The following is a 22371-nucleotide window of genomic DNA, read 5'->3' as shown; positions in this document are numbered from 1 at the left end:
CGTTTTGCATTGATACCCCCAATGGCCTCAGCCCAAGGCTGGCTTTTTCAGCACTCTCAGCATCAGCGCAGTGACTGCGGTGCCGGCTGCCAGGGCGATCAGATAGCTGCCCAGGTGTTCCACCGCGTTGGGGATGGGCAGCACGAACACGCCGCCGTGCGGCACTTTCAGCTCCACGCCCATGGTCATCGAGATGGCGCCGGCCAGGGCGGAGCCGGCCATCAGCGCCGGGATCACCCGCAGCGGATCGCGGGCGGCGAACGGTATCGCGCCCTCGCTGATGAAGGCCAGGCCCAGCACGCCGGCGGCCTTGCCGGCTTCTTGCTCGTCCAGGGTGAAGCGGTCGCGGAACAGGCGGGTGGCCAGCGCCAGCCCCAGCGGCGGCGTCATGCCGGCCGCCATCACCGCCGCCATCGGGGTGTAGACCTGGCTGGCGATCAGGCCAGTGGCGAAGGCGTAGGCCGCCTTGTTGACCGGGCCGCCCATGTCGAAGGCCATCATCGCGCCCAACAGCGCGCCCAGCGCCAGGGCGCTGCTGCCCTGCATGCCTTTCAGCGCCTCGGTCAGCGCCGCCAGCGCGGCGGCCACCGGCTGGCCCACCACGTAGATCATCAAGAGGCCCACCAGCAGGGAGCCCAGCACCGGCAGGATCAGCACCGGCTTCAGCCCGTTCAGGTGCTGGCCCAGCTGGATGCGGCGGTTCAGCTCGCGCGTGGCGTAGCCGGCGATGAAGCCGGCGACGATGCCGCCCAGAAAGCCCGATCCCAAGCTGGCGGCCAGCATGCCGCCCACCATGCCGGGGGCGATGCCGGGGCGGTCGGCGATGGAGTAGGCGATGTAGCCGGCCAGTATCGGCACCATCAGCGCAAAGGCGGATTTGGCGCCGATCTGGAACAGCGACCAGGCCAGCGTGCCCTTGTGCGCGTCGTCGAAAGCGTAGATGCCGCCCAGGGCGAAGGCCAGCGCGATCAGGATGCCGCCGGCGGTGACGAAGGGCAGCATGAAGGAGACGCCGGTCATCAGGTGGCGGTAGGGGCCGTCCTTGGCCTTGTCCGGCTTGGCTGCCGCAGCGGCGGGCGCGTGGTCGGCGGCCCAGGGCTGCGCCTCGGCCTGGGCGCGGCGGATCAGGCCCTGGCCGTCGGCGATGGCGGCCTTGGTGCCGGCCTTGAACAGCGGCTTGCCGGCGAAACGGTCCAGCTGCACCTGGGTGTCGGCGGCGATGATGACCAGATCGGCGGCGGCGATGTCAGCGGCGCTCAGCGCGTTTTGCGCGCCCACCGATCCCTGAGTCTCCACCTTGATGGCGTAGCCCAGCGCCTTGGCGGCCTGGGTCAGCCCCTCGGCCGCCATGAAAGTGTGGGCGATGCCGGTGGGGCAGCCGGTGATGGCGACGATGCTGAGCGCGTGCTCGCCGGCCGCAGAGCCGTCCAGCTGCGCGGCCGGATCGGCCAATACCTGGTCCAGCGTGACGCGGCGCGCCGGCAGCCGGCCAACGCGGCCATCGTCCGGGTTGTCCACCAGCAAGACCTGGCGCGCGCCGGCTAGCTGCGCGGCAGCGAGGGCCGGCTGGCCGTCGATTTCAATGGCGATATCCTGCTGTTGCCGCGCGGCGGCCTGGCGCAGCGCCTCGGCGGCGAGCCGGGCCTGGGTGCTGCGCTCGCCGGAGCGGATGATGGCGACAATGCTCATGTGTTTCCCCTGTCTGGAAAGTGGCGCGCGTATCAGTGGGCGGCCAGGGTTTGCAGGCTGACGGCGGCGGCCAGTTCGCGGATTTGCGGCGGCGGCGGCAGGTGCGGGCCGATGCGCTGCAGCTTGGCGGCGGCGAAGGCGACCGCCAGCCGCAGGCTGGCGGGCGCGTCCAGTTCTTGGCTGCGGGCGGCGGCTAGCCCCGCCACCAGCGCGTCGCCGGCGCCCACGGTGCTGAGCGGCCGTTGCGGCGGCAGGCTGGCCAGCAGCGCCGCGTCGCCGTCCACCAGCAAGGCGCCTTGCTCGCCCAGGGATGCCACGACGCGGCCTATGCCCAGCCGCAGCAGTCCGCGCGCGCATTGGACGATGTCGTCCAGGCTGTTCAGCTCGCGGCCGGCCCATTGCGCCAGCTCCTCCCGATTGGGCTTGACGCAATCGGGCAGCGCCTCGGGCGGATTGGCCAGCGCGGCGGCCAGGGCCGGGCCGCTGCTGTCCAGCAGCACCCAGACGCCTTGCCGTTTCAGTTGCGCGCACAGCCTGGCCCAAGCATCTATCGGCAAGCCGGGCGGCAGGCTGCCGGCCAACACCGCCAGGTCGCCCGAGCCGGCGTCGGCCAGTCCGGCGGCAAGCGCCGCCAGCTCGGCCTCGCCGACCGCGGGGCCGGGCAGGTTGACGTCGGTGGTGTCGCCGCGCTGGAGATCTGCCAGCTTGATATTGGTGCGCGTTCCGCCAGCCACGCGCAGCATGCGGTCGCCTATGCGCTTGGCGGCGAATAGTTGTTCGAACGGCGCGGCGTTGTCGCGGCCCAGCAGGCCGTGGGCGCTGGCGCGCAGGCCCCAGTCGGCCAGGCAGCTGGCCACGTTGACGCCCTTGCCGCCGGCGTTGACCGTGGCGGCGCGCGCCAGGTTGACGCTGCCGGGGATCAGCGCGTCCAGGGTGACGGTCTGGTCCAATGCCGGATTGGCGGTGACGGTGTGGATGGCGCCGCTCATGTCAGGCCCTCCAGCAGCTGCCGCACTTCGTCGGCGCTGTCGCAGGCCAGGGCTTGCATGGCCAGGCTTTGCAGCTTGGCCAGCGGGTGGCGGCGCAGCATGGCCTTGACCGCGGCGATGTCGTGCGGGCTCATGGACAATTCGTTGACGCCCAGGCCGGCCAGCACGGCCGCACCTTGCGGGTCGCCGGCGATGCCGCCGCATACGCCCACCCAGCGCTGGTGCGCCGCCGCGCCTTGCACGGTCTGATGGATCAGCCGCAGTACGGCCGGGTGCAGGCTGTCGGCCTCGGCGGCCAGTTCCGGGTGCTGGCGGTCCATGGCCAGCGCGTACTGGGTCAGGTCATTGGTGCCGATGGAGAAGAAGTCGACATAGGGGGCCAGCTGGTCGGCCAGCAGCGCGGCGGCCGGCACCTCCACCATGATGCCGATGGGCACGGCAGGCGCGCCCATCTCCTGGCGCACGCTCTCGCAAATGCCCTTGAGCCGGGTGATTTCCTTCAGCGAGCTGATCATGGGAAACATGATGGACAGCGGCTTGCCGGCCTTGGCGGTTCGATAAAGGGCGCGCAGCTGCGGTTCCAGCAGTTCGCGGCGCGCCAGCAGCAGGCGCGCGCCGCGCATGCCCAGGAAGGGGTTGTCCTCCTGCGGCAGGTTCAGGTAGGGCACCTGCTTGTCGCCGCCGATGTCCAGCGCGCGCACGATCAGCGGCCGGCCTTGCAGCGCCTGCTGCATCGCCAGATAGGTTTTCAGCTGTTCTTCCTCGTCCGGCGCGGCGTCGCGCTCCAGGAACAGGAATTCGGTGCGCATCAGGCCCACGCCCTCGGCGCCGGCTTCCAGCGCGGCGGCGGCCTGGTCCGGACGATTGATGTTGGCGGCGATTTCGATGCGCGCGCCGTCGGCGGTCTGGCCCGGCTGCTGCCGCTCCGCCTGCTGCCGCTCGCGCTCGTCGCGCTGCGCCTGTTGCCAGGCGCGGGCGGAGGCGAGGTCGGCTTCGCTGGGGTTCAGATACAGCCGGCCGGCGTCGCCGTCCAGGATGGCCGGGCTGCCGTCGGCCACGTCCAAGAGTGCCGGCCCTGCGGCGACCACGGCGGGCAGGCCAAGAGTGCGAGCCAGGATGGCGGTGTGGGCGGTGGGGCCGCCGTGGGCGGTGGCCAGACCCTTGACGCGGGACAGGTCCAGACTGGCGGTGTCGGATGGCGCGAGGTCCGAGGCCAGCAGGATGGTGTCCGGGCCGAAGTCGGCCGGGGCGTGTCCCTGCAGCGCCGGATCCAGCTGGAACAGCACGCGGCGGCCCACGTCGCGCAGGTCGGCGGCGCGGGCGGCCAGCAGCGGGTTGCCCAGCGCGGAGATTTTCTCGGCCAGCCGCTCCACCGCCTGGTGCCAGGCCCACTCCACGCCATGGCCGGCCACCATCAGCTGGCAGCTCAGGGTAATCAGATCGGTATCGTTCAAGAGCTCCGCCTGGGCGTGGAAAATGCCGGCCTCGGCCGCGCCCAGCGTGGCCTGGGTGGCGTCGGCCAGTTGTGACAGCTGGCGACGGGTGGCGGCCAGCGCCTCATGCAGGCGGTCGCCGCCTTCAGCCAGGCTGATGGGGCGGTCCGGCACCTGCAGCCGCTGGCTGGCGAGCACGCGCGCGGCGCCGATGGCGAGGCCGGGGCTGGCGGCGATGCCGGGCAGCGAAATCAGCGCGCCCGCCGGTTGCCAGCCGGCGCGCGGCCGTTGCGCCGCGGCGCGCTGGGCGGCGATGGCGGCGGCGGTCTGCTCCGCCAGGCTGGCCTCGCGCATGGCCTTGACGAGCTGGCGCACGCCGGCTTCAGCCTGATGGCCGCGGCCGGAGACGGTGACCAAATCGCCCTGGCGCAGGCCCAGCTGCAGCAGCGCGATCAGGTTCTTGGCGTCGGCGGTCTGGTTGCCGTGGCGAACCTGCAACTGGGCAGGGCTGCGCCGCGCCGCGTCCACCCATAGCGCGGCGGGGCGGGCGTGCAGGCCGTTGGGGTAGTCCAGCCGCCATTCTTCGCTCACGTCCAGGTCATGCGCTTCCGCGTCCGGCGGCAGGTCTTCCTCCGGCTGGCGTAGCGCGGCGATCAGGTCGGCGCTATCGCGGGTGACGAACAGCGGCAGCAGTCTGGCCTCGTCCTGCAGCAGCCGGGTTAACTGGCGCAGCATGGACAGGTGGTCGTCGGAGCGGGCGGCGATGGCGCACAGCAGATGGGTGCGCTGGCCGGGATTCCACTCCAGCCCTTCCGGGATTTGCAGAATGGCGATGCCGGTGCGCAGCACCAGGGCGCGGTCCTCCACCATGCCGTGCGGGATGGCGATGCCGTTGCCCAGATAGGTGTTGGCCACCGCCTCGCGGCGCAGCAGGCTGTCTATGTAGGCGGGCGCGATGCAGCCGGCGTCGGCCAGCATCCTGCCGGCTTCGAGAATGGCCGCTTCCTTGCTGGCGGGGCGGCAGCCCAGGCGTATCAATTGCGGGTTGAGCAGGGCGTCGGACACGATGCGGACCTCATTCTTGGACTCGATATGACTGGAATTGAAAACGATTACATTGCTGGTGTCAATCCAGAGTGTTTGACCTAAATCGAAAATAGAGGCGGCTATGACTTAATCGCCATTGCAGCATGGCCTTGCCAGCGGCTGCATAGTGGTGCAGCATCGCCGTTATCTATGAAAACGTTTTCTTAATCCATGACTACCAGCATCAAGGATGTGGCCCGCTTGGCGGGCGTGTCGGTGGCCACTGTGTCGCGCGCCTTGGGCGACGGCCCGGTCAGCCCGGCGCTGCGCGCCAAGGTGGAGGCGGCCATCGCCCAGAGCGGCTATCGGCCCAATTTGTCGGCGCGGCGGCTGCGCTCGCAGCACACGCAAACCATAGGGCTGATCGTGTCGGATATCCGCAACCCCTTCTTCACCGCGGTGAGCCGCGCGGTGGAGGATGTGGCCTATCGCGCCGGCATGCGGGTGATTCTGTGCAATACCGATGAAAACCCGGACAAGGAGGCGATGTATCTGCGGCTGATGCAGGAGGAGCGCGTGAGCGGGGTGATCTTCGCCGCTACGCGCGCCACGGCGGACAGCCTGGACGCGGCTGCGCTGGGTTTTCCAGTGGTGCTGATTGACCGCGCCGGCGCGGCGGCCAGCTGCGACGCAGTGCTGCTGGACAATAGGCGGGCGGCGGCGCAGCTGGTGGAGCATTTGCTGGCTGCCGGCTATCGGCGCATAGGCGGCTTGTTCGGCAATACCAGCAGCACCGGCGCGGAGCGGCACGCCGGTTTTGTCGAGGCGATGCAGCGCGCCGGCTTGCCGGCGCCGGCGCGTTTCGTCGCGCCCAGCGCGGCGGCGGCGCAAACGTCGGTGGCAGCCTGGTTGGCAGAGGCGGACGCGCCGGAGGCGCTGATCGCCAGCAATGGCTTGCTGCTGCTGGGCGCGGCCAAGGCGGTGCGCGCGGCCGGCTTCGCCGTGCCCGAGCGGCTGGCGCTGGCCGGTTTCGACAACGACAGCTGGACCGAGCTGACCGAGCCAGGCGTGACGGTGATCGAGCAGCCAGTGGACGACATCGGCCGCGAGGCGATGGAAATGCTATTGGAGCGGCTGCGGCAGCCGGAGCGTCCGCCGCGCAAGGTGGTGCTGGCCGGCAGGCTGGTGGCGCGCGGCTCCAGCCTGCCCAGAGGCTCAATCAACGCAGCGGGCCGATCAGGCGGGTGACGGTGTTGTCCTTGACGATGGCGTGGTGCCAGACGGCCGCCGCTGCGTGCAGGATGCTCAGCCACAGCAGAGCGTTGCCCAGCAGCTCGTGAATTTCTTTCAACGGTCTGCCCAGGGCGGGATCGGTTGGCAGCAGGGCGGGCAAGGCCAGGCCAAAGAAGGCCACTTCGCGGCCATTGGCCTGGATGAAGGCGATGCCGAGCACAGGCAGCGCCAGCATCAGCGCGTACAGCGCCCAGTGGCCGGCATGGGACAGCTGTTTCATCAGCGGGCTGGGCGCCGGCGTGATGGCTGGCGGCGGATTGCCCAGGCGCCAAGCCAGCCGGGGAAGGACCAGCAGCAGCACGATCAGCCCGGCCTGGATGTGGGCGTAGCTCAGCGCGCCGCGCGCGGCGCTGCCCTTGGGGAAAAAGCCCTTGAGTTCGATAATGGCCAGCGCGGCGATCACGGCCAGCGCGCACAGCCAGTGCAAACCGCGGGCGACGCGGCCGTAGCTTAGTTGGGAATTGCGCAGCATGTCGGCTCCTGTCTGGGTTGACGATAAGCCAAGCTTAGCGCGTCTAACTTAAGCCGGTCTTAATGCTGGACAAGTTGCTTGCCCTGTGGCCTTGGCGTTTAGTCCTGGGCCAGCCGGATCACGCCCAGTTTGTCCGCTGGCTGCCAGCCTTCCGGCTTCAAGATTTTGCCGTCTGCGCGCCGCAGCACCTTGCCGCCCACGCATTTGCGCAGATTGGCGTCGTGTATCGCCTCGCACATCGCTTCTAGCGGCAGGCCTTGCGAGAGCAAGAGGCCGCATACCACATTGAGCACGTCCACCGCCTCGGCGGTCAGTTCGGCGCGGCTTTGCAGCTGTTGCTCGGGAGATTGCGCCGGCAGTTCGCGGTAATCTGCCAGCGCCTGACGCAGTTCGTCCAGCTCTTCGTCCAGCATGGTTTGCCACATCGCCAGTTGTTCGGGCTGGAATTCGGGGCGGGAGGGGGAGGGAAGGTCGAAGCGCCGCATGAAATCGCGGCGCATCTGGAATAGATTGCTCATGGCTAGGCTCCTTTTCCATATATTGTGAAGCCTTGGCGATGATGAATCAATATGTTGTGGCTATTGCGCCTGCAGCGCGGCCAGGGCCTCGAAATAGTCGGGGAAGGTCTTGGCCACGCATTTGGGGTCGTTGATGGTGACCGGTGCGCCCAGCAGCGAAACCAGCGAGAAGCACATGGCCATGCGGTGGTCGTCGTAGGTGTCGATTTCGGCGTTGGGCGTCAGCGCCGACGGGGGGGTGACGCGGATGTAGTCCGGTCCTTCCTCCACGATCGCGCCCACTTTGCGCAGCTCGGCGGCCATCGCCGACAGGCGGTCGGTTTCCTTCACGCGCCAGCTGGCGATATTGCGCAGCGTGGTGGCGCCGTCGGCGGCCAGCGCGGCCACGGCCAGCGTCATCGCCGCGTCCGGGATGTGGTTGCAATCCAGATCTATGGCTTTGAGCTTGCCTTCCATGCGCGCTTCTATCCAATTGTCGCCGCGGCGAACGGTCGCGCCCATCAACTCCAGCGCCTCGGCGAAGCGCACGTCGCCCTGAATGCTGGCCTCGCCCACGCCTTCCACGCGCACCGGACCGCCGGCCAGCGCGCCGGCCGCCAGGAAGTAGGACGCGCTGGAGGCGTCGCCCTCGACATAGACCTCGCCCGGCGAGATGTAGTGCTGGCCGCCCGGAATGACGAAACGCTGCCAGCCTTCGCGCTCCACGCGCACGCCGAAGCGCGCCATCAGGTTCAGGGTGATTTCGATGTAGGGCTTGGAGATGAGTTCGCCCACGACTTCTATCTCCGAGGTTTCGCCGGTCAGCGGCAGCGCCATCAGCAAGGCGGTCAGGAATTGGCTGGAGACATTGCCCTTTACCTGGATGGGGGCGGCGCAGCGTATCTCGGCCGGGGAGATGGCCAGCGGCGGAAAGCCCGGCTGGCCCAGGTATTCGATGCGGGCGCCGGCGGCGTTCAGCGCGTCGACCAGGTCGCCGATGGGGCGCTCGTGCATGCGCGGCACGCCGGACAGCTGGTAATGGCCGCTCATCAGCGCCAGGGCCGCGGTCAGCGGGCGGAAGGCGGTGCCGGCGTTGCCGAGGAACAAGTCGGCGTTCTTGACCGGGAATTCGCCGCCGCAGCCGTGCACGCGGAAGTCGCGGCCATCGCCTTGTTGTTCTATTTTCACGCCCAGCAGCTTCAGCGCGGCCAGCATGTGGCGGATGTCGTCGGAATCCAGCAAATCGCGCACCAGGGTGCTGCCGCCGGACAGCGCGGCCAGCAGCAGGGTGCGGTTGGAAATGCTCTTGGAGCCGGGGAGCTTGATTGAGCCGGACAGCCGGCCGCGTGGGGCGAGGTGAAGTTGTTCCATGTGTCGAATCGTGCGCTGTGGAAGGGAGTGAGGGGACACTGTACCCGCCACACGGCGCCGCGTGCAATTGCCTGCGCGGCAGTCCGCCGCGCCGCGCGCCATCACTTGAGTTACAATGCGCGGTTTGACCGGCGGCCTGGCGTGGCGCCGGAGGCTAAGAAGATTGCAGACAGGATTCAGATTGCCATGACAGTTCCGGTGATTACCATCGACGGCCCCTCGGCCTCCGGCAAGGGCACGGTGGCGGCCCTGGTGGCCGCGCGCCTAGCCTACCATTACCTCGATTCCGGCTCGCTGTACCGGCTGCTGGCGCTGCATGCGCGCCGTCGCGGCATTGCTTGGGACGATGAGCCGGCGCTGGCCGAGGCCGCCGCGGGCCTGCCGGTGGAGTTTTCCGACGGCGCGGTGTGGCTGGAAGGCAACGATGCCAGCGCGGATATCCGCGCCGAGGAAATCGGCATCGGCGCGTCCAAGGTCGGCGCGCTGCCGGCGGTGCGCGCCGCGCTATTGCAGCGTCAGCGGGATTTTCGCGCGTTGCCGGGCCTGGTGACCGATGGCCGCGACATGGGTTCGGTGGTGTTTCCGGACGCCACGCTGAAGGTGTTTCTGACCGCCAGCGCCGAGGAAAGGGCCTCCCGTCGCCATAAGCAGTTGATCGGCAAAGGGGAATCTGCTAATCTCCCCCGAATTATGCAGGACATTATCGATCGGGACGCGCGCGATGCCGCCCGGCCGGTAGCGCCGCTGCGCCAGGAGCCGGACGCCTTTTTGCTCGATACCACGGAGCTGACCATAGACCAGGCGGTCGACAAGGTCCTCATGTGGTTCGAGGAAAGACAGGTTTCCGGCCATTGATTTTTTAACGGCCGTTTTTGCTGCATCGCAAGAACGGCCGAGTGTTCAACCCTAACCCCGCAAGCCGCAAGGCCTGCAACCGAGAGTACGCTTGATGACTACCCTCTCCATGGAAAACTTTGCTCAACTGTTCGAGGAAAGCCTCACCCTGCACGATATGCGCGTGGGCGAAGTGATCACTGCTGAAGTCGTGGCAGTTGATTCCAACTTTGTGACCGTGAACGCCGGCCTGAAGTCCGAATCGCTGATTCCGGCTGAAGAGTTCAAGAATGACCAAGGCGTGGTCGAAGTCGCCATCGGCGATTTCGTTACCGTCGCCATCGACGCGCTGGAAAACGGCTTCGGCGAAACCAAGCTGTCCCGCGAAAAAGCCAAGCGCATGGCCGCTTGGGTTGAGCTGGAAGAAGCGCTGGAAGCCGGCACCATCCTGTCCGGCATGATCAGCGGCAAGGTGAAGGGCGGCCTGACTGTCATGGTCAACGGCATCCGCGCCTTCCTGCCGGGTTCCCTGGTCGACGTGCGTCCGGTGAAAGACACCACCCCGTACGAAAACAAGCAGATCGAGTTCAAGGTTATCAAGCTGGATCGCAAGCGCAACAACGTCGTGGTTTCCCGTCGCTCCGTGCTGGAAGAAACCCTGGGCGAAGAGCGCAAGGCTCTGCTGGAAACCCTGAAAGAGGGCGCAGTCATCAAGGGTATCGTCAAGAACATCACCGACTACGGTGCGTTCGTTGACCTGGGCGGCATCGATGGCCTGCTGCACATCACCGACCTGGCATGGCGCCGCGTGAAGCACCCGTCCGAAGTTCTGGCCGTGGGCGACGAAGTGGAAGCCAAGGTACTGAAGTTCGACCAAGAGAAGAACCGCGTATCCCTGGGCCTGAAGCAACTGGGCGAAGATCCGTGGGTGGGCCTGTCCCGCCGCTACCCGTCCGGCACCCGTCTGTTCGGCAAGGTGACCAACCTGACCGACTACGGCGCGTTCGTGGAAATCGAACAAGGCATCGAAGGCCTGGTGCACGTGTCCGAAATGGACTGGACCAACAAGAACGTTCACCCGTCCAAGGTGGTTCAAGTTGGCGACGAAGTGGAAGTCATGATCCTGGAAATCGACGAAGACCGTCGTCGCATCTCCCTGGGCATGAAGCAGTGCCTGGCCAACCCGTGGAACGAGTTTGCCGACAACTTCCACAAGGGCGACAAGCTGAAGGGCGCGATCAAGTCCATCACCGACTTCGGCGTGTTCGTGGGTCTGCCGGGCGGCATCGACGGCCTGGTTCACCTGTCCGACCTGTCCTGGAACGAAGCTGGCGAAGAAGCCGTGCGCAAGTTCAAGAAGGGCGACGAGGTGGAAGCCGTTGTTCTGTCCATCGACGTGGAAAAAGAACGCATCTCCCTGGGCATCAAGCAGCTGGAAGGCGATCCGTTCAACAACTTCGTTGCCATGAACGACAAGGGCGCTCTGGTCAAGGGTACCGTCAAGTCTGTTGACGCCAAGGGCGCGGTTATCGCTCTGGACGCCGACGTTGAAGGCTACCTGCGCGCTTCCGAACTGTCCCGCGACCGCGTGGAAGACGCTCGCTCCGTCCTGAAGGATGGCGATGCAGTTGAGGCCGTGATCGTTGCCGTGGACCGCAAGTCCCGCAACATCAGCCTGTCCATCAAGGCTAAGGACGCTCAGGACGACAGCGCCGCTCTGAAGAACCTGGCTGTTGATAGCGCTTCCGCCGGCACCACCAATCTGGGTGCCCTGCTGAAGGCTAAACTGTCCGGCTCCAACGAGTAATAGCGTGATGACCAAATCTGAGCTGATCGCCAGGCTGTCCGAGAGACTCGCCGAGCGCAATTCTCAGTTGGTCTACAAAGATGCTGAGTTGGCCGTCAAGACCATTTTGGACGCGATGGCCAACAACCTGGCTCAGGGAAGCCGGATCGAGATCCGCGGCTTCGGTAGCTTCGATCTGAACTACCGTCCGCCGCGTGTCGGCCGCAACCCCAAGTCGGGCACCAGCGTCTCGGTTCCTGAGAAATACGTGCCTCATTTCAAGGCCGGCAAGGAATTGCGCGAGCGTGTGGATCTATCCCTCTTGGAGCAGACCCAGGCTTGATGCCTTTCCTCCGGTTGATGCTGAAAAGCGCCGCTTTGATTGCGGCGCTTTTTTTGTTTTGCCGCCTGGGCTTGGGTTGCGCGCTGCTATCGTTTAAAATCGCATTCCGGCAAACTCATCGGGCGAAATCATGCGATATTTGTTGCGTATCGTGGAACTGGCGCTGTTATTGCTGTTGGTCGCCGTTACCGTGCAAAACAGCCATGCAGTCGAATTCAAGCTGTTCTTTGGCCAATCCTGGTCGGCTCCGCTCATTGTGTTCCTGTTGCTGTTCTTCGTCGCCGGCGCGCTGGTGGGCCTGCTGGCTACCTTCAGCTTCTATTTGAAGACCCGCCGCGAGCTGTCGCAGCTGAAAAAAGAGCTGCGCAGCCGCCCGCCTGTCCGCAAGACGGTCAGCGATCCCAGCGACGCGCTGGCTGATTGACCTTCCCCGGTGGGCTGAGTCCTCGGCCCGCGCCCATTATCCCGAAAGGATTGCTGTTGGAACTTGATTTGTGGTGGCTGCTGCTGTTTCCGGCCTTCTTCGGACTCGGCTGGTTTGCGGCCCGTGTCGACATGCGCACCGTGCTGAAGCAGGCCAAGTCTGTACCCATATCCTATTTTCGCGGCCTCGATGCGCTGGTTGAGGACAAGACCGATGTGGCGGCGCAGGCGCTGGCCGAAGTGGCCCGTCAGCAAGGCGCCGCCCTCGAGCTGCAGCATATTCTGGGCAAACTGTATCGCAAGCGCGGCGAAAACGACCGCGCCATCCGCCTGCACCAGCAGATGCTGGATTCTTCCGATCTGCCCGGCGAACAGCGCGACCTGGTGCGCAATGAATTGGCGCAGGATTTCCGCAAGGCGGGTCTGGTGGATCGTGCGGAAGAGATCTTGGTGAAGCTGCTGGATGGCAATATGGCGTTGGCGGCGCGCCGCCAGCTGTTGGACATTTACCAGCAGGACCGGGACTGGGGCAAGGCGATTGAAACCGCCAAGGAGCTGCGCAGCGACGCCCATTCTTTCCAGCATGAGGTAGCGCAGTTCTATTGCGAACTGGCGCAGGGCGAATTGTACAAATCGAATTACGCCGAGGCCCGACGCCATGTCGCCGAGGCGCTGGCGGCGAACCGCAAATGCGTGCGGGCCAGCTTGATCCTGGGCGACATCGAGTTCGCCGAGGGCAATGCCGCGCTGGCGATTGAAGCCTGGCAGGGCATAGAAAAGCAGAGCTACGAATATCTGTCCATGGCGGCCGAACGTCTGTTCGACGCGTATGAGAAGCAAGGCCGCCCCTTGGAGGGCATCGCGCTGTTGCGCGGTTATCAGCGCACCTTCCCGCAGCTGGAACTGACGGATTTGCTGTACCAGAAAATCGCCACTTACGAGGGCGAGGCCAAGGCGCTGGAAGGCGTGCGCGAGGCGGTGCATGCGCGCCCCAGCCTGGCCGGCGTGTACCGGATGATAGAGGCGCAGATGGACGAGTTGTCGCCGGAGGGGCGGATGGATGCCGAGGTGGCGCGCGCGCTGATCCTCAAGCACTCCCAACGTCTGAGCGTGCATCGCTGCAAGTGCTGCAACTTCCGTTCGCGCGCCTTCTTCTGGCATTGCCCGGCCTGCGGAGAGTGGGAGAGCTTCACGCCCAACCGCTCGGAGACCTGAGCACGATAAAAAAATCGCGCGGCCGGAGGGGCCGGCGCGCGGGAATCAGAATAATGGAGCATCGATGAACCCTCTGATCGCAAGCGCGGACGCGCGCGAAATCTCCCCGGTAGTGGTGGCGCTGGATTTTGACGAGGCCGCCAAGGCCTTGGCATTCGCCAGCCGGCTGGATCCGGCGGAATGCCGCTTGAAAGTGGGCAAGGAGTTATTCACTTCCAGCGGCCGCCATCTGGTCGAATCGTTGGCCGCGCGCGGTTTTCAAGTGTTTCTGGACATGAAGTTCCACGATATCCCGAACACGGTGGCTCATGCCTGCAAGGCGGCGGCCGATGCTGGCGTGTGGATGGTCAATGTGCATGCCTCCGGCGGCCGCCGCATGATGGAGGCCGCGCGCGCGGCGCTGGCCGGCTACAGCCAGCGTCCGTTGTTGATCGCGGTGACGGTGTTGACCAGCATGGAGGCGTCTGACCTGGCCGAGGTCGGCATCGCCGCGTCGCCGGAAGAACATGTGCTGCGGCTGGCGACGCTGACGCGCGATTGCGGCCTGGACGGCGTGGTGTGCTCGGCGCAAGAGGCCGTGATGCTGAAGCAGGCCCTGGGCCAGGACTTCAAGCTGGTGACGCCGGGTATCCGCCTGGCCGAAGGCAGCAACGACGACCAGCGCCGCGTGATGACGCCGCTTGCCGCGCTGGCGGCCGGCGCCGACTACCTGGTGATCGGCCGCTCCATCACCGGCAGCGCCGACCCGCTGGCGACGCTGCGCGCCATCAACCAAGACATCGCGCACTTCCGGACCCAACAATCATGAAAATCACTGTTATTGGTTCCGGCTATGTGGGCCTGGTGACCGGCACCTGCCTGGCCGAGACCGGCTACCACGTCTGCTGCCTGGATGTGGATCCGCGCAAGATCGAGATTCTGCAAAGCGGCGGCATTCCCATTTTCGAACCGGGCCTGGAAGACATGGTGAAGCGCAACGTGGCTGCCGGCCGCCTGCATTTCACCACCGACGTGGCCGAGTCGGTCGCTTTCGGCGAAGTGCAGTTCATCGCCGTGGGCACCCCCCCGGATGAGGATGGCTCCGCCGATCTGCAATACGTGCTGGCCGCGGCGCGCAATATCGCCCGCCACATGACGGACTACCGCGTGGTGGTGGACAAGTCCACCGTGCCGGTGGGCACCGCGGACAAGGTGCGCGCCGTCATCGCCGAGGAGCTGGCGGCGCGCGGCGTAGACATCCCGTTCAGCGTGGTGTCCAATCCCGAGTTCCTGAAGGAAGGCGCGGCCATCGACGATTTCATGCGTCCCGACCGCGTGGTGATCGGCGTGGACGACGAGCGCGGCGCGGAGATCATGCGCCGCCTGTACAAGCCCTTTCAGCGCAACCACGAGCGCGTGCTGCTGATGGACGTGCGCTCGGCCGAGCTGACTAAATACGCGGCCAACGCTATGCTGGCCACGCGTATCTCCTTCATGAACGAACTGGCCAATCTGGCCGAGACCATGGGCGCCGACATCGAACAGGTGCGGCTGGGCATGGGCTCCGATCCACGCATCGGCTATCACTTCCTGTATCCGGGCGTGGGCTATGGCGGCTCCTGCTTCCCCAAGGATGTCAAGGCGCTGGTGCAGACGGCCAAGGAAAACGGCCACACGCTGCGCGTGCTGACCGCGGTGGAGGAAGCCAACGACGCGCAAAAGCTGCGCCTGGTCGAGAAGGTGGTCGCCCGTTTCGGCGAAGACCTGTCCGGCCGGCGCCTCGCCATGTGGGGCCTGGCATTCAAGCCGAACACCGACGATATGCGCGAAGCGCCCAGCCGCGTGATCGCGCAGGAACTGACCCGTCGCGGCGCGACCATAACCGCCTTCGATCCGGTGGCCGCGCACGAAGCGCAGCGCGTGATGGCCGGCGTGCCGGGCATGCGCTTCGTCGATGACATGATGGGCGCGCTGAGCGGCGCGGACGCCTTGCTCATCGTCACCGAATGGAAAATGTTCCGCGCGCCGGATTTCGAGGCGGTCAAGCGGAGCCTGAAACAGCCGTTGATTTTTGACGGCCGCAATATGTACGACCCGGCCTGGCTGCGCGAACAAGGCTTCGACTACCAAGCCATAGGCCGCTGAAAGAACAATCATGGGTGTAATGCAAGACCTGGGGCTGAACGCTCCTGAGCTGGCCAAGCGGCTGGCGGGCGCCCGCGTGCTGGTGGTGGGCGATGTGATGCTGGACCGTTACTGGTTCGGCGACGTGTCCCGGATTTCGCCGGAAGCGCCGGTGCCGGTGGCCAGGATCGCGCGCAGCGAAGAGCGCGCGGGCGGCGCGGCCAATGTCGCGCGCAATATCGCCGGCCTGGGCGGCCAGGCCAGCATTCTGTCCGTCGTGGGCGACGACGAGGCGGCAAACGCGCTGGAAGCGCTGCTGGTGCGGGACGGCATCGCCACTTCGCTGAAGCGAGACGCCAAGATCGCCACCACGGTGAAACTGCGCGTGGTGGCGAGGCAGCAGCAACTGATCCGGCTGGATTTCGAAGACGCGCCCAGCCATGAAATCCTGGCGGACAAGCTGCAAGAGTTTGCCGACATCGTCGCCGACAACGACGTGGTGATCCTGTCCGACTACGGCAAGGGCGGCCTGACCCACGTGGCGGAGATGATCCGGCTGGCGCAGGCGGCAGGCAAGCCGGTGCTGATCGACCCCAAAGGGGATGATTACAGCAAGTACGCCGGCGCCACGCTGCTGACGCCTAACCGCAGCGAGTTCCGTCAGGTGGCGGGCAGCTGGAAGGACGAAGCCAGCCTGACCGCCAAGGCCCAGGCCCTGCGCGATGAACTGAAGCTGGATGCCCTGCTGGTGACGCGCAGCGAGGAGGGCATGACGCTGTTCCGCGCCGAGGGCGCGCTGCATCAGCCCACGCTGGCGCGCGAAGTCTACGACGTGTCCGGCGCCGGAGACACGGTGATCGGCACGCTGGGCCTGGCGCTGGCCGCCGGCCTGAGCCTGCCCATGGCGATGAGCCTGGCCAATGCCGCGGCCGGCGTGGTGGTGGGCAAGCTGGGCACCGCCGTGTGCACGCAACAGGAACTGCTGGCGCTGTAAGGCGCGGGCGGGCAAGCGGATTTGACAAGGCGAGGAGGGGGCATGACGAAGTTGACGAAGGAACAGGTCGACGCGGTGTTGACCTTCTGGTTCGGCGGCGTGGACGAGGCCAGTCTGGGCACGGCGCGCGGCGCCTGGTTTGTCCGGGACGAGGCCTTTGATGCCGCCATCCGCCGCCATTTTGGCGACGTCTGCTTGCGTTTGCAGGCTGGCGAGCTGGAAATGGACGAAGGCGACGCCAAGGCCGCGCTGGCTTGGCTGATCGTGGCCGACCAGTTTCCGCGCAACCTGTTCCGCGGCGAGGCCAAGGCCTTTGCCAGCGACGCCAAGGCTTGCGCGGGCGCCCACTTGGCGCTGGAGAGAGGGCTGGATCGCCAGTTGCCTCCGGTGGCGCGGGTATTCGTTTATCTGCCGTTCGAGCATAGCGAGGAGCTGGCCGATCAGCAGCGGTCCGTGCAGTTGTTCGAGGCGTTGGACGCGGAGCTGCCAGGCAGCGGCTATCTGGACTATGCCCGACGCCATCGCGACGTGATCGTCGAGTTTGGCCGCTTTCCGCATCGCAACGCCGCCCTGGGCCGGCCGAGCACGCCGGCCGAACAGGCCTATCTGGCCCAGCCGGGCGCCGGCTTCTGAATTTCATCCGGGCCCGGAGGCCCGTTGTCGAACTAAGGATCAATACATGACTATCGTCGTCACCGGCGCCGCCGGTTTCATCGGCTCCAACCTGGTCAAAGGCCTGAACCAGCGGGGCATCACCGACATCATCGCCGTGGATAATCTGTCCAACGGCGACAAGTTCCATAACCTGGTCGATTGCGAGATCAGCCACTATCTCGACAAGCATGAGTTCCTGCACCTGTTGCTGGACGGCGAGTACGAAGGCGAGCTGAGCGCCATCCTGCATCAGGGCGCGTGCTCGGATACGATGAACCACGACGGCAAGTACATGATGGACAACAACTATCAGTACACGCTGGCGCTGTTCGACTACTGTCAGCATGAGGAAATCCAGTTCCTGTTCGCCTCCAGTGCCGCCACCTACGGCAAGGGCACGGAATTCAAGGAGCAGCGCGAATACGAGGGACCGTTGAACGTCTACGGCTACTCCAAGTTCCTGTTCGACCAGGTGCTGCGCCAGCGCATGAAGGAAGGCCTTTCCGCGCAGGCGGTCGGTTTCCGCTATTTCAATGTCTACGGCCCGCGCGAGCAGCATAAGGGGCGCATGGCTTCTGTCGCCTTCCACCATTTCAACCAGTACCGCGAGCACGGCAAGGTCAAGCTGTTTGGCGGCTGGGACGGCTGGGGAGACGGCATGCAGAGCCGGGACTTCGTGTCGGTGGAGGATGTGGTCAAGGTCAATCTGCATTTCCTGGACCACCCGGAGAAGAGCGGCATCTTCAACCTGGGCAGTGGCCGCTCCCAGCCCTTCAACGATGTGGCCGAGGCCACGGTCAACGCCTGCCGCCGCCACGAGGGCAAGCCGGCGCTGACGCTGGCCGAGATGGTCGCCCAGGGCATCGTTGAGTACATCCCCTTCCCGGATGCGCTGAAGGGCAAATACCAGAGCTTTACCCAGGCCGACATCGCCAAGCTGCGCGCGGCCGGTTACCAGGAACCCATGCTGTCGGTCAGCGAAGGCGTGGACCGCTATGTGGACTGGTTGATGGATCGCCAGGGCTGATCGTTTCCGCCCCCGCGCTCAAAAGCCGCGCTATCGCAAGAGGGCGCGGCTTTTGCATGGATGGGTCGGCCAGGCAGGGGCGTGTGTCGCCTGGCGTCAGTCGGCTGCTGGGCCGGCGTTTTCATGCGCCAGGCGCGCGCGGGCGCGCGCGTCTCGCTCGGCCAGGATTTGCTGGTTTTGCAAGGTGTCGGCGACGAAATCCAGATGGCGTTCCGCCGCCCGCTGCGCGGAGTCGGGCTGGCGGTCGCGTATCGCCTGCCAGATCGCCAAGTGCTGCTCGCGCAGCGCCTCGGCCACCTCGCCGACGGCGAACAGATTGGCGATATTGTCTTTGACATGGCGCTGCAGCATGGCCAGCAGGCTGCCGGACAAATGGGCGAACAAGACGTTGTGCGAGGCTTCGGCCACCGCCTGGTGAAATTCCACATCGGCCTGCGCCTGCTCCGCCAGATCGCCGCCGCGATAGGCTTTTTGCAGCCGGTCCACGCAGCGCTGCAGCCGTTCCAGATCGGCCGGCGTGGCGCGGCTGGCGGCACAGCGCGCCACCGTGCCTTCCAGCACGCGGCGAAACTCCAGCACGTCGCCGTGCAGTTCCTCATGCTGTCCCAGCAGTTTTTCCCAAGGATCGGAAAACGCCGTCTCCAGCCTGTCGGTCACCCAGGTGCCGCCGCCCTGGCGGCTGGACAGCAGGCCGCGCGAGGCCAGCTGTTGGATGGCCTCGCGCAGCGAGGGGCGGGACACGCCGAACTCCTCGGCCAATTGCCGCTCCGGCGGCAGGCGGTCGCCTGGCTTGAGCACGCCGTCGAGTATGCGTTTTTCCAGTTGCCGCACGATCACGTCGGACAGCTTGGGCAGGGAGACTTTGGGGTAGCTCATGGGGAGGGATATTGGTCAGACCAGGCCATCCAGCATAGCAGAGGCGGCTATTTTCTGTCATGGTGGGGGCACAGTCTGATTTTTGATATTTGCTATAAAGACCTCATGCTTTTTCGCCGGAGAGTGCCACCATGTCCGACCTATTGAAGAAAGTTGATGCCCGGACCAAGCTGGCGGGCACCAACAAGCTGGAAATTCTGCTGTTCTCGCTGGGGGATGACCAGCGTACCGGTCGCAAGGAGGTGTTCGGCATCAATGTGTTCAAGGTGCGCGAGGTGATGCGCACGCCGGAAATCACATCGGCGCCCGAAATGCCGGCCTCGGTGGAAGGCATGGTCAGCCTGCGAGGCGCCTTGGTGCCGGTGGTGGATCTGGCCAAATACACCGGCGTGGTGACGCCGCGCCGGCCGGAAATCATGATCATCACGGAGTACAACGGCCACACCCAGGGCTTCCTGGTGGAGGCGGTGGATACCATACTGCGGCTGGACTGGTCGTCGATGCGGGTGCCACCGGACATGATCACCAACCGCATGGCCGGCCTGGTCACTGCGGTGACCGAGCTGGAAAACGGCACGCTGGTGATGATGCTGGACGTGGAGAAGGTGCTGGCCGAAACCTGCGTGGTGGATGATGCGCAGAGCTATATCGCCATTGAGCCGGTGAAGACGGAGTGCCACATCTTCTTCGCCGATGACAGCGCGGTGGCGCGCAAGCAGATCGAGCGCACGCTGGAGGCGATGCACATCCGCCATACTTCGGCCATCAACGGCATGCGCGGCTGGGAGGATCTGCAAAAAATGGCGCAGCAGGCCGATGCCGCCGGCTACCCGCTGAGCGAGGTGTTGCACCTGATCCTGACCGATGTGGAAATGCCGGAAATGGATGGATACATGCTGACCAAGATGATCAAGGACGATCCGCGCTTCGCCGGCATCCCGGTGCTGATGCACTCGTCCTTGTCCGGTATGGCCAACAAGAAACTGGGCGAGTCGGTAGGGGTGGATGCCTATGTGTCCAAGGATGAGCCGCAGAAGCTGGCCAGCAAACTCAGGGCCATGCTGCCGCCGGAGAAGGTGGCTTAACGCCGCTAGCCCAGCCTCCTTGGCAAGCCCGAGCAGGAGGGCGCCGCCCCGGATGGCGCAGAGCGTTCGGCATGGAAGCGAAGCGCTGGATCAGGCATTTTGCCGGCGGGTCAGGGCGGCTCGCTGGCTTGGGCTGGCGTGAGCAGCCTTATTTACGACTCATACCAGCGCTTGCTGGCGTTCACCGCCTTGACCACCAGCAGCATGGCCGGCACCTCTATCAGCACGCCCACCACGGTGGCGAGCGCCGCGCCGGAGTGGAAGCCGAACAGGCTGATGGCGGCGGCGACGGCCAGCTCGAAGAAATTGGACGCGCCTATCAGCGCCGACGGGCAGGCCACGCTATGTTTCTCCCCAGCCTTCTTGTTCAGCCAGTAAGCCAGGGCGGAGTTGAAGAACACCTGGATCAGGATGGGCACGGCCAACAGCGCGATCACCAGCGGCTGGCGCAGGATGGCCTCGCCCTGGAAGGCGAATAGCAGCACCAAGGTCGCCAATAGCGCGGCCATGGACCACGGTCCGATCTTGGCCATGGCGGCGTCGAAGGCGGTCTGGCCTTTGGCGAGCAGCATCTTGCGCCAGAGCTGAGCCAGGATCACCGGGATCAGGATGTAGAGCAGGACCGAAGCCAGCAGCGTGTCCCAGGGCACGACGATGGCGGAGATGCCCAGCAGCAGGCCGACCAAGGGGGCGAAGGCGAACAGCATGATGGCGTCGTTCAGCGCCACTTGCGACAGCGTGAACAGCGGGTCGCCGTTAGTGAGCCGGCTCCAGACGAAGACCATGGCGGTGCAGGGCGCGGCGGCCAGCAGGATCAGGCCGGCGATATAGCTGTCCAGCTGCTCCGCCGGCAGCCAGGGCGCGAACAGCTGGCGGATGAACAGCCAGCCCAGCAGCGCCATGGAGAATGGCTTGACCAGCCAGTTGACGAACAGGGTGACGGCGATGCCGCGCACATGTTGTTTCACCTCGTGCAGCGCGCCGAAATCCACCTTCACCAGCATGGGGATGATCATCACCCAGATCAGCAGGCCCACCGGCAGGTTGACGCGGGCGATTTCCAGCCGGCCCATCGCATGGGACAGACTGGGCGCCAGCTGGCCGATGGCGATGCCGGCCGCGATGCACAATAGCACCCATACCGTCAGATAGCGTTCGAACAAGCCCATGGCGGGACCGCGCGCGACGGACGGGACTGCCGTGTTGTGCTGCGTGCTCATGCGTTCTCCTCAAATATCCAGGGCCGCGCGCACGGCGGGAACCAGCCGCTCGCGGATGTCGTCGCGCACGCGGATGAAGCTGTCCAGCGGCTCGCCGTGCGGATCATGAAAACCGACGTGGATGCGCTTGACCGGGCGGGGAAACACCGGGCAGCTTTCCCTGGCGTTGTCGCAGACGCTGACCACCAGATCGATATCCTCGTTCATCACGGCTTCCACATCCTTGGGATGCAAACCGTCGGTGGGCAAGCCGATCAGCCGCAAGGCCTCAATCGCGCCATCGGCCACCTTGGGCTGCGGCGCGGTGCCGGCGGAGAGGGCGCGGGCCAGGCCGGCCAGTTCGTGATTGAGGATGGCCTCGCCCATCTGGGAGCGGCAGGAATTGCCGGTGCACAGCACCAGCACGGTTTTCAGTTGGCTCATGAGTGTTTGTCTCCGTTATCGGATGGCTGAGGTTCGCAGCAGGCGGTTTGCGGCAGGCAGGGCTCGCCTTGGCAGCAGTTGCGGGTCAGAAAGGCTATCAGCGCGTCCATCGCGCCGTATTCGGCTGAATAGCGGATGAAGCGGCTCTCGCGCTCGCCCTTGACCAGACCCACCCGGCTTAGGTGCGACAGGTGGAAGGACAGCGTGGCGGCGGGCAGGCCCAGCGTCTCGGCGATGGCGCTGGCGATCAGCCCATCCGGGCCGGCTTCGACCAGCAGGCGGTAGATGGACAGCCTGGACTCATGCCCCAGGGCGGCCAGGCGTTCGGCGGCGGTTAATGTTTCCATATTTCCATTATTATGGAAATATTGGTTGAATGCCAGAGCGCGATGCGCGAGCGATTCCGCTTCATGCGCGCAAAAGCCGCTTTCGGCCGGCGCATCGCGCATGGCCACACGGGCCTGGGCGTCGCTAGCAAAGGCCCGCCCAGCGCCAGAAACGAGGCATCGACGCAAGCGGCGCAGCCCGTCGGTTCAATGCAAGGCCAAGGATTGTGTCCGAGGTTCTGGGTCCGGTAAGACCCATCAGACGGCGTTGGGTCACATTCTTTTTATTTGC

Annotated in this window: 22 protein-coding genes; 12 read left to right on the top strand and 10 right to left on the bottom strand. The window is 65.7% G+C overall.

Annotation, left to right across the window (positions count from 1 at the left end; genetic code table 11):
* Positions 1–27: 27 nt before the first annotated feature.
* From FYK34_RS09600 to ptsP, 3 genes are read right to left on the bottom strand one after another with little or no spacing between them, the layout of a single operon-like run.
* Entirely contained in the window at positions 28–1689 is a 1662-nt protein-coding gene (locus FYK34_RS09600; protein ID WP_149296164.1) for a PTS fructose transporter subunit IIC, read from the bottom strand.
* Between the two features lie 32 nt (positions 1690–1721).
* Positions 1722–2678, bottom strand: a complete 957-nt coding sequence (gene pfkB / locus FYK34_RS09595) for a 1-phosphofructokinase (RefSeq protein WP_149296163.1) — start codon at positions 2676–2678, stop codon at positions 1722–1724.
* Positions 2675–5176, bottom strand: a complete 2502-nt coding sequence (ptsP, locus tag FYK34_RS09590; RefSeq protein ID WP_149296162.1) for a phosphoenolpyruvate--protein phosphotransferase — start codon at positions 5174–5176, stop codon at positions 2675–2677. The genes pfkB and ptsP overlap by 4 nt, the downstream gene beginning before the upstream one ends.
* Before the next feature lie 192 nt (positions 5177–5368).
* Between ptsP and FYK34_RS09585 the strand changes: the two genes are divergently transcribed.
* Positions 5369–6385, top strand: a complete 1017-nt coding sequence (locus tag FYK34_RS09585) for a LacI family DNA-binding transcriptional regulator (protein WP_149296161.1) — start codon at positions 5369–5371, stop codon at positions 6383–6385.
* Here FYK34_RS09585 and FYK34_RS09580 read toward each other — a convergent pair.
* The 3 genes from FYK34_RS09580 to aroA all read right to left on the bottom strand — a co-directional run bounded on the left by FYK34_RS09580 (position 6357) and on the right by aroA (position 8770).
* Positions 6357–6902: a cytochrome b gene (locus FYK34_RS09580; protein WP_149296160.1), complete on the bottom strand. Its 546-nt coding sequence runs from the start codon at positions 6900–6902 to the stop codon at positions 6357–6359. The genes FYK34_RS09585 and FYK34_RS09580 overlap by 29 nt on opposite strands.
* A 98-nt stretch (positions 6903–7000) precedes the next feature.
* Positions 7001–7420: a pyrophosphohydrolase domain-containing protein gene (locus FYK34_RS09575; protein WP_149296159.1), complete on the bottom strand. Its 420-nt coding sequence runs from the start codon at positions 7418–7420 to the stop codon at positions 7001–7003.
* Positions 7421–7480: 60 nt separating this feature from the next.
* Complete coding sequence (aroA, locus tag FYK34_RS09570) at positions 7481–8770, bottom strand: 3-phosphoshikimate 1-carboxyvinyltransferase (protein WP_149296158.1); 1290 nt, start codon at positions 8768–8770, stop codon at positions 7481–7483.
* Positions 8771–8956: 186 nt separating this feature from the next.
* Between aroA and cmk the strand changes: the two genes are divergently transcribed.
* The 10 genes from cmk (at position 8957) to rfaD (ending at position 18149) form a co-directional block, all read left to right on the top strand.
* Positions 8957–9625, top strand: coding sequence for a (d)CMP kinase (gene cmk / locus FYK34_RS09565; protein ID WP_149296157.1), 669 nt, complete (start codon positions 8957–8959; stop codon positions 9623–9625).
* Positions 9626–9719: 94 nt separating this feature from the next.
* Positions 9720–11411 carry a 30S ribosomal protein S1 gene (rpsA, locus tag FYK34_RS09560; protein ID WP_149296156.1) on the top strand — a complete coding sequence of 564 codons (1692 nt, stop codon included), beginning with the start codon at positions 9720–9722 and terminating at the stop codon, positions 11409–11411.
* 7 nt (positions 11412–11418) lie between these two features.
* Entirely contained in the window at positions 11419–11733 is a 315-nt protein-coding gene (locus FYK34_RS09555) for an integration host factor subunit beta (protein WP_043576179.1), read from the top strand.
* A 130-nt stretch (positions 11734–11863) separates the two neighbouring features.
* Positions 11864–12157, top strand: a complete 294-nt coding sequence (locus tag FYK34_RS09550; protein WP_149296155.1) for a LapA family protein — start codon at positions 11864–11866, stop codon at positions 12155–12157.
* Between the two features lie 56 nt (positions 12158–12213).
* The gene (gene lapB / locus FYK34_RS09545; RefSeq protein ID WP_174774512.1) at positions 12214–13371 is read left to right on the top strand and encodes a lipopolysaccharide assembly protein LapB; all 1158 of its coding nucleotides are present in this window, start codon (positions 12214–12216) and stop codon (positions 13369–13371) included.
* A 64-nt stretch (positions 13372–13435) separates the two neighbouring features.
* Entirely contained in the window at positions 13436–14179 is a 744-nt protein-coding gene (gene pyrF, locus FYK34_RS09540) for an orotidine-5'-phosphate decarboxylase (protein WP_149296153.1), read from the top strand.
* Positions 14176–15495: a UDP-glucose dehydrogenase family protein gene (locus FYK34_RS09535; RefSeq protein WP_149296152.1), complete on the top strand. Its 1320-nt coding sequence runs from the start codon at positions 14176–14178 to the stop codon at positions 15493–15495. The genes pyrF and FYK34_RS09535 overlap by 4 nt, the downstream gene beginning before the upstream one ends.
* 10 nt (positions 15496–15505) lie before the next feature.
* Positions 15506–16468: a D-glycero-beta-D-manno-heptose-7-phosphate kinase gene (gene rfaE1 / locus FYK34_RS09530; RefSeq protein ID WP_149296151.1), complete on the top strand. Its 963-nt coding sequence runs from the start codon at positions 15506–15508 to the stop codon at positions 16466–16468.
* Between the two features lie 42 nt (positions 16469–16510).
* Positions 16511–17101 carry a DUF924 family protein gene (locus FYK34_RS09525; protein ID WP_149296150.1) on the top strand — a complete coding sequence of 197 codons (591 nt, stop codon included), beginning with the start codon at positions 16511–16513 and terminating at the stop codon, positions 17099–17101.
* 46 nt (positions 17102–17147) lie between these two features.
* The gene (rfaD, locus tag FYK34_RS09520; protein WP_149296149.1) at positions 17148–18149 is read left to right on the top strand and encodes an ADP-glyceromanno-heptose 6-epimerase; all 1002 of its coding nucleotides are present in this window, start codon (positions 17148–17150) and stop codon (positions 18147–18149) included.
* A 96-nt stretch (positions 18150–18245) separates the two neighbouring features.
* Here rfaD and FYK34_RS09515 read toward each other — a convergent pair whose 3' ends face one another.
* Positions 18246–19025, bottom strand: a complete 780-nt coding sequence (locus FYK34_RS09515) for an FCD domain-containing protein (protein WP_149296148.1) — start codon at positions 19023–19025, stop codon at positions 18246–18248.
* 131 nt (positions 19026–19156) lie between these two features.
* On the opposite strand from FYK34_RS09515, the gene FYK34_RS09510 reads away from it, so the two are divergent.
* Positions 19157–20110: a chemotaxis protein gene (locus FYK34_RS09510; protein ID WP_149296147.1), complete on the top strand. Its 954-nt coding sequence runs from the start codon at positions 19157–19159 to the stop codon at positions 20108–20110.
* A gap of 152 nt (positions 20111–20262) precedes the next feature.
* Here the strand turns inward: FYK34_RS09510 and arsB are convergent, their stop codons facing one another.
* From arsB to FYK34_RS09495, 3 genes are read right to left on the bottom strand one after another with little or no spacing between them, the layout of a single operon-like run.
* Positions 20263–21330 carry an ACR3 family arsenite efflux transporter gene (gene arsB / locus FYK34_RS09505; protein ID WP_196782673.1) on the bottom strand — a complete coding sequence of 356 codons (1068 nt, stop codon included), beginning with the start codon at positions 21328–21330 and terminating at the stop codon, positions 20263–20265.
* Between the two features lie 9 nt (positions 21331–21339).
* Complete coding sequence (locus FYK34_RS09500) at positions 21340–21753, bottom strand: arsenate reductase ArsC (RefSeq protein WP_149296146.1); 414 nt, start codon at positions 21751–21753, stop codon at positions 21340–21342.
* Positions 21750–22100 carry an ArsR/SmtB family transcription factor gene (locus FYK34_RS09495; RefSeq protein WP_149296145.1) on the bottom strand — a complete coding sequence of 117 codons (351 nt, stop codon included), beginning with the start codon at positions 22098–22100 and terminating at the stop codon, positions 21750–21752. The genes FYK34_RS09500 and FYK34_RS09495 overlap by 4 nt, the downstream gene beginning before the upstream one ends.
* Positions 22101–22371: the final 271 nt, after the last annotated feature.

The sequence above is a fragment of the Chromobacterium paludis genome (assembly GCF_008275125.1).
Taxonomy (GTDB): domain Bacteria; phylum Pseudomonadota; class Gammaproteobacteria; order Burkholderiales; family Chromobacteriaceae; genus Chromobacterium; species Chromobacterium paludis.
The sequence above is the reverse complement of the archived record's forward strand: the minus strand, read 5'-3'. Positions and strand labels throughout refer to the sequence as shown.

Coding starts and splice junctions, on each gene's coding strand:
- FYK34_RS09600 (WP_149296164.1), bottom strand. CDS start 1,689: ATGAGCATTGTCGCCATCATCCGCTCCGGCGAGCGCAGCACCCAGGCC.
- pfkB (WP_149296163.1), bottom strand. CDS start 2,678: ATGAGCGGCGCCATCCACACCGTCACCGCCAATCCGGCATTGGACCAG.
- FYK34_RS09585 (WP_149296161.1), top strand. CDS start 5,369: ATGACTACCAGCATCAAGGATGTGGCCCGCTTGGCGGGCGTGTCGGTG.
- FYK34_RS09580 (WP_149296160.1), bottom strand. CDS start 6,902: ATGCTGCGCAATTCCCAACTAAGCTACGGCCGCGTCGCCCGCGGTTTG.
- FYK34_RS09575 (WP_149296159.1), bottom strand. CDS start 7,420: ATGAGCAATCTATTCCAGATGCGCCGCGATTTCATGCGGCGCTTCGAC.
- aroA (WP_149296158.1), bottom strand. CDS start 8,770: ATGGAACAACTTCACCTCGCCCCACGCGGCCGGCTGTCCGGCTCAATC.
- cmk (WP_149296157.1), top strand. CDS start 8,957: ATGACAGTTCCGGTGATTACCATCGACGGCCCCTCGGCCTCCGGCAAG.
- rpsA (WP_149296156.1), top strand. CDS start 9,720: ATGACTACCCTCTCCATGGAAAACTTTGCTCAACTGTTCGAGGAAAGC.
- FYK34_RS09555 (WP_043576179.1), top strand. CDS start 11,419: ATGACCAAATCTGAGCTGATCGCCAGGCTGTCCGAGAGACTCGCCGAG.
- FYK34_RS09550 (WP_149296155.1), top strand. CDS start 11,864: ATGCGATATTTGTTGCGTATCGTGGAACTGGCGCTGTTATTGCTGTTG.
- pyrF (WP_149296153.1), top strand. CDS start 13,436: ATGAACCCTCTGATCGCAAGCGCGGACGCGCGCGAAATCTCCCCGGTA.
- FYK34_RS09535 (WP_149296152.1), top strand. CDS start 14,176: ATGAAAATCACTGTTATTGGTTCCGGCTATGTGGGCCTGGTGACCGGC.
- rfaE1 (WP_149296151.1), top strand. CDS start 15,506: ATGGGTGTAATGCAAGACCTGGGGCTGAACGCTCCTGAGCTGGCCAAG.
- FYK34_RS09525 (WP_149296150.1), top strand. CDS start 16,511: ATGACGAAGTTGACGAAGGAACAGGTCGACGCGGTGTTGACCTTCTGG.
- rfaD (WP_149296149.1), top strand. CDS start 17,148: ATGACTATCGTCGTCACCGGCGCCGCCGGTTTCATCGGCTCCAACCTG.
- FYK34_RS09515 (WP_149296148.1), bottom strand. CDS start 19,025: ATGAGCTACCCCAAAGTCTCCCTGCCCAAGCTGTCCGACGTGATCGTG.
- FYK34_RS09510 (WP_149296147.1), top strand. CDS start 19,157: ATGTCCGACCTATTGAAGAAAGTTGATGCCCGGACCAAGCTGGCGGGC.
- arsB (WP_196782673.1), bottom strand. CDS start 21,330: ATGAGCACGCAGCACAACACGGCAGTCCCGTCCGTCGCGCGCGGTCCC.
- FYK34_RS09500 (WP_149296146.1), bottom strand. CDS start 21,753: ATGAGCCAACTGAAAACCGTGCTGGTGCTGTGCACCGGCAATTCCTGC.
- FYK34_RS09495 (WP_149296145.1), bottom strand. CDS start 22,100: ATGGAAACATTAACCGCCGCCGAACGCCTGGCCGCCCTGGGGCATGAG.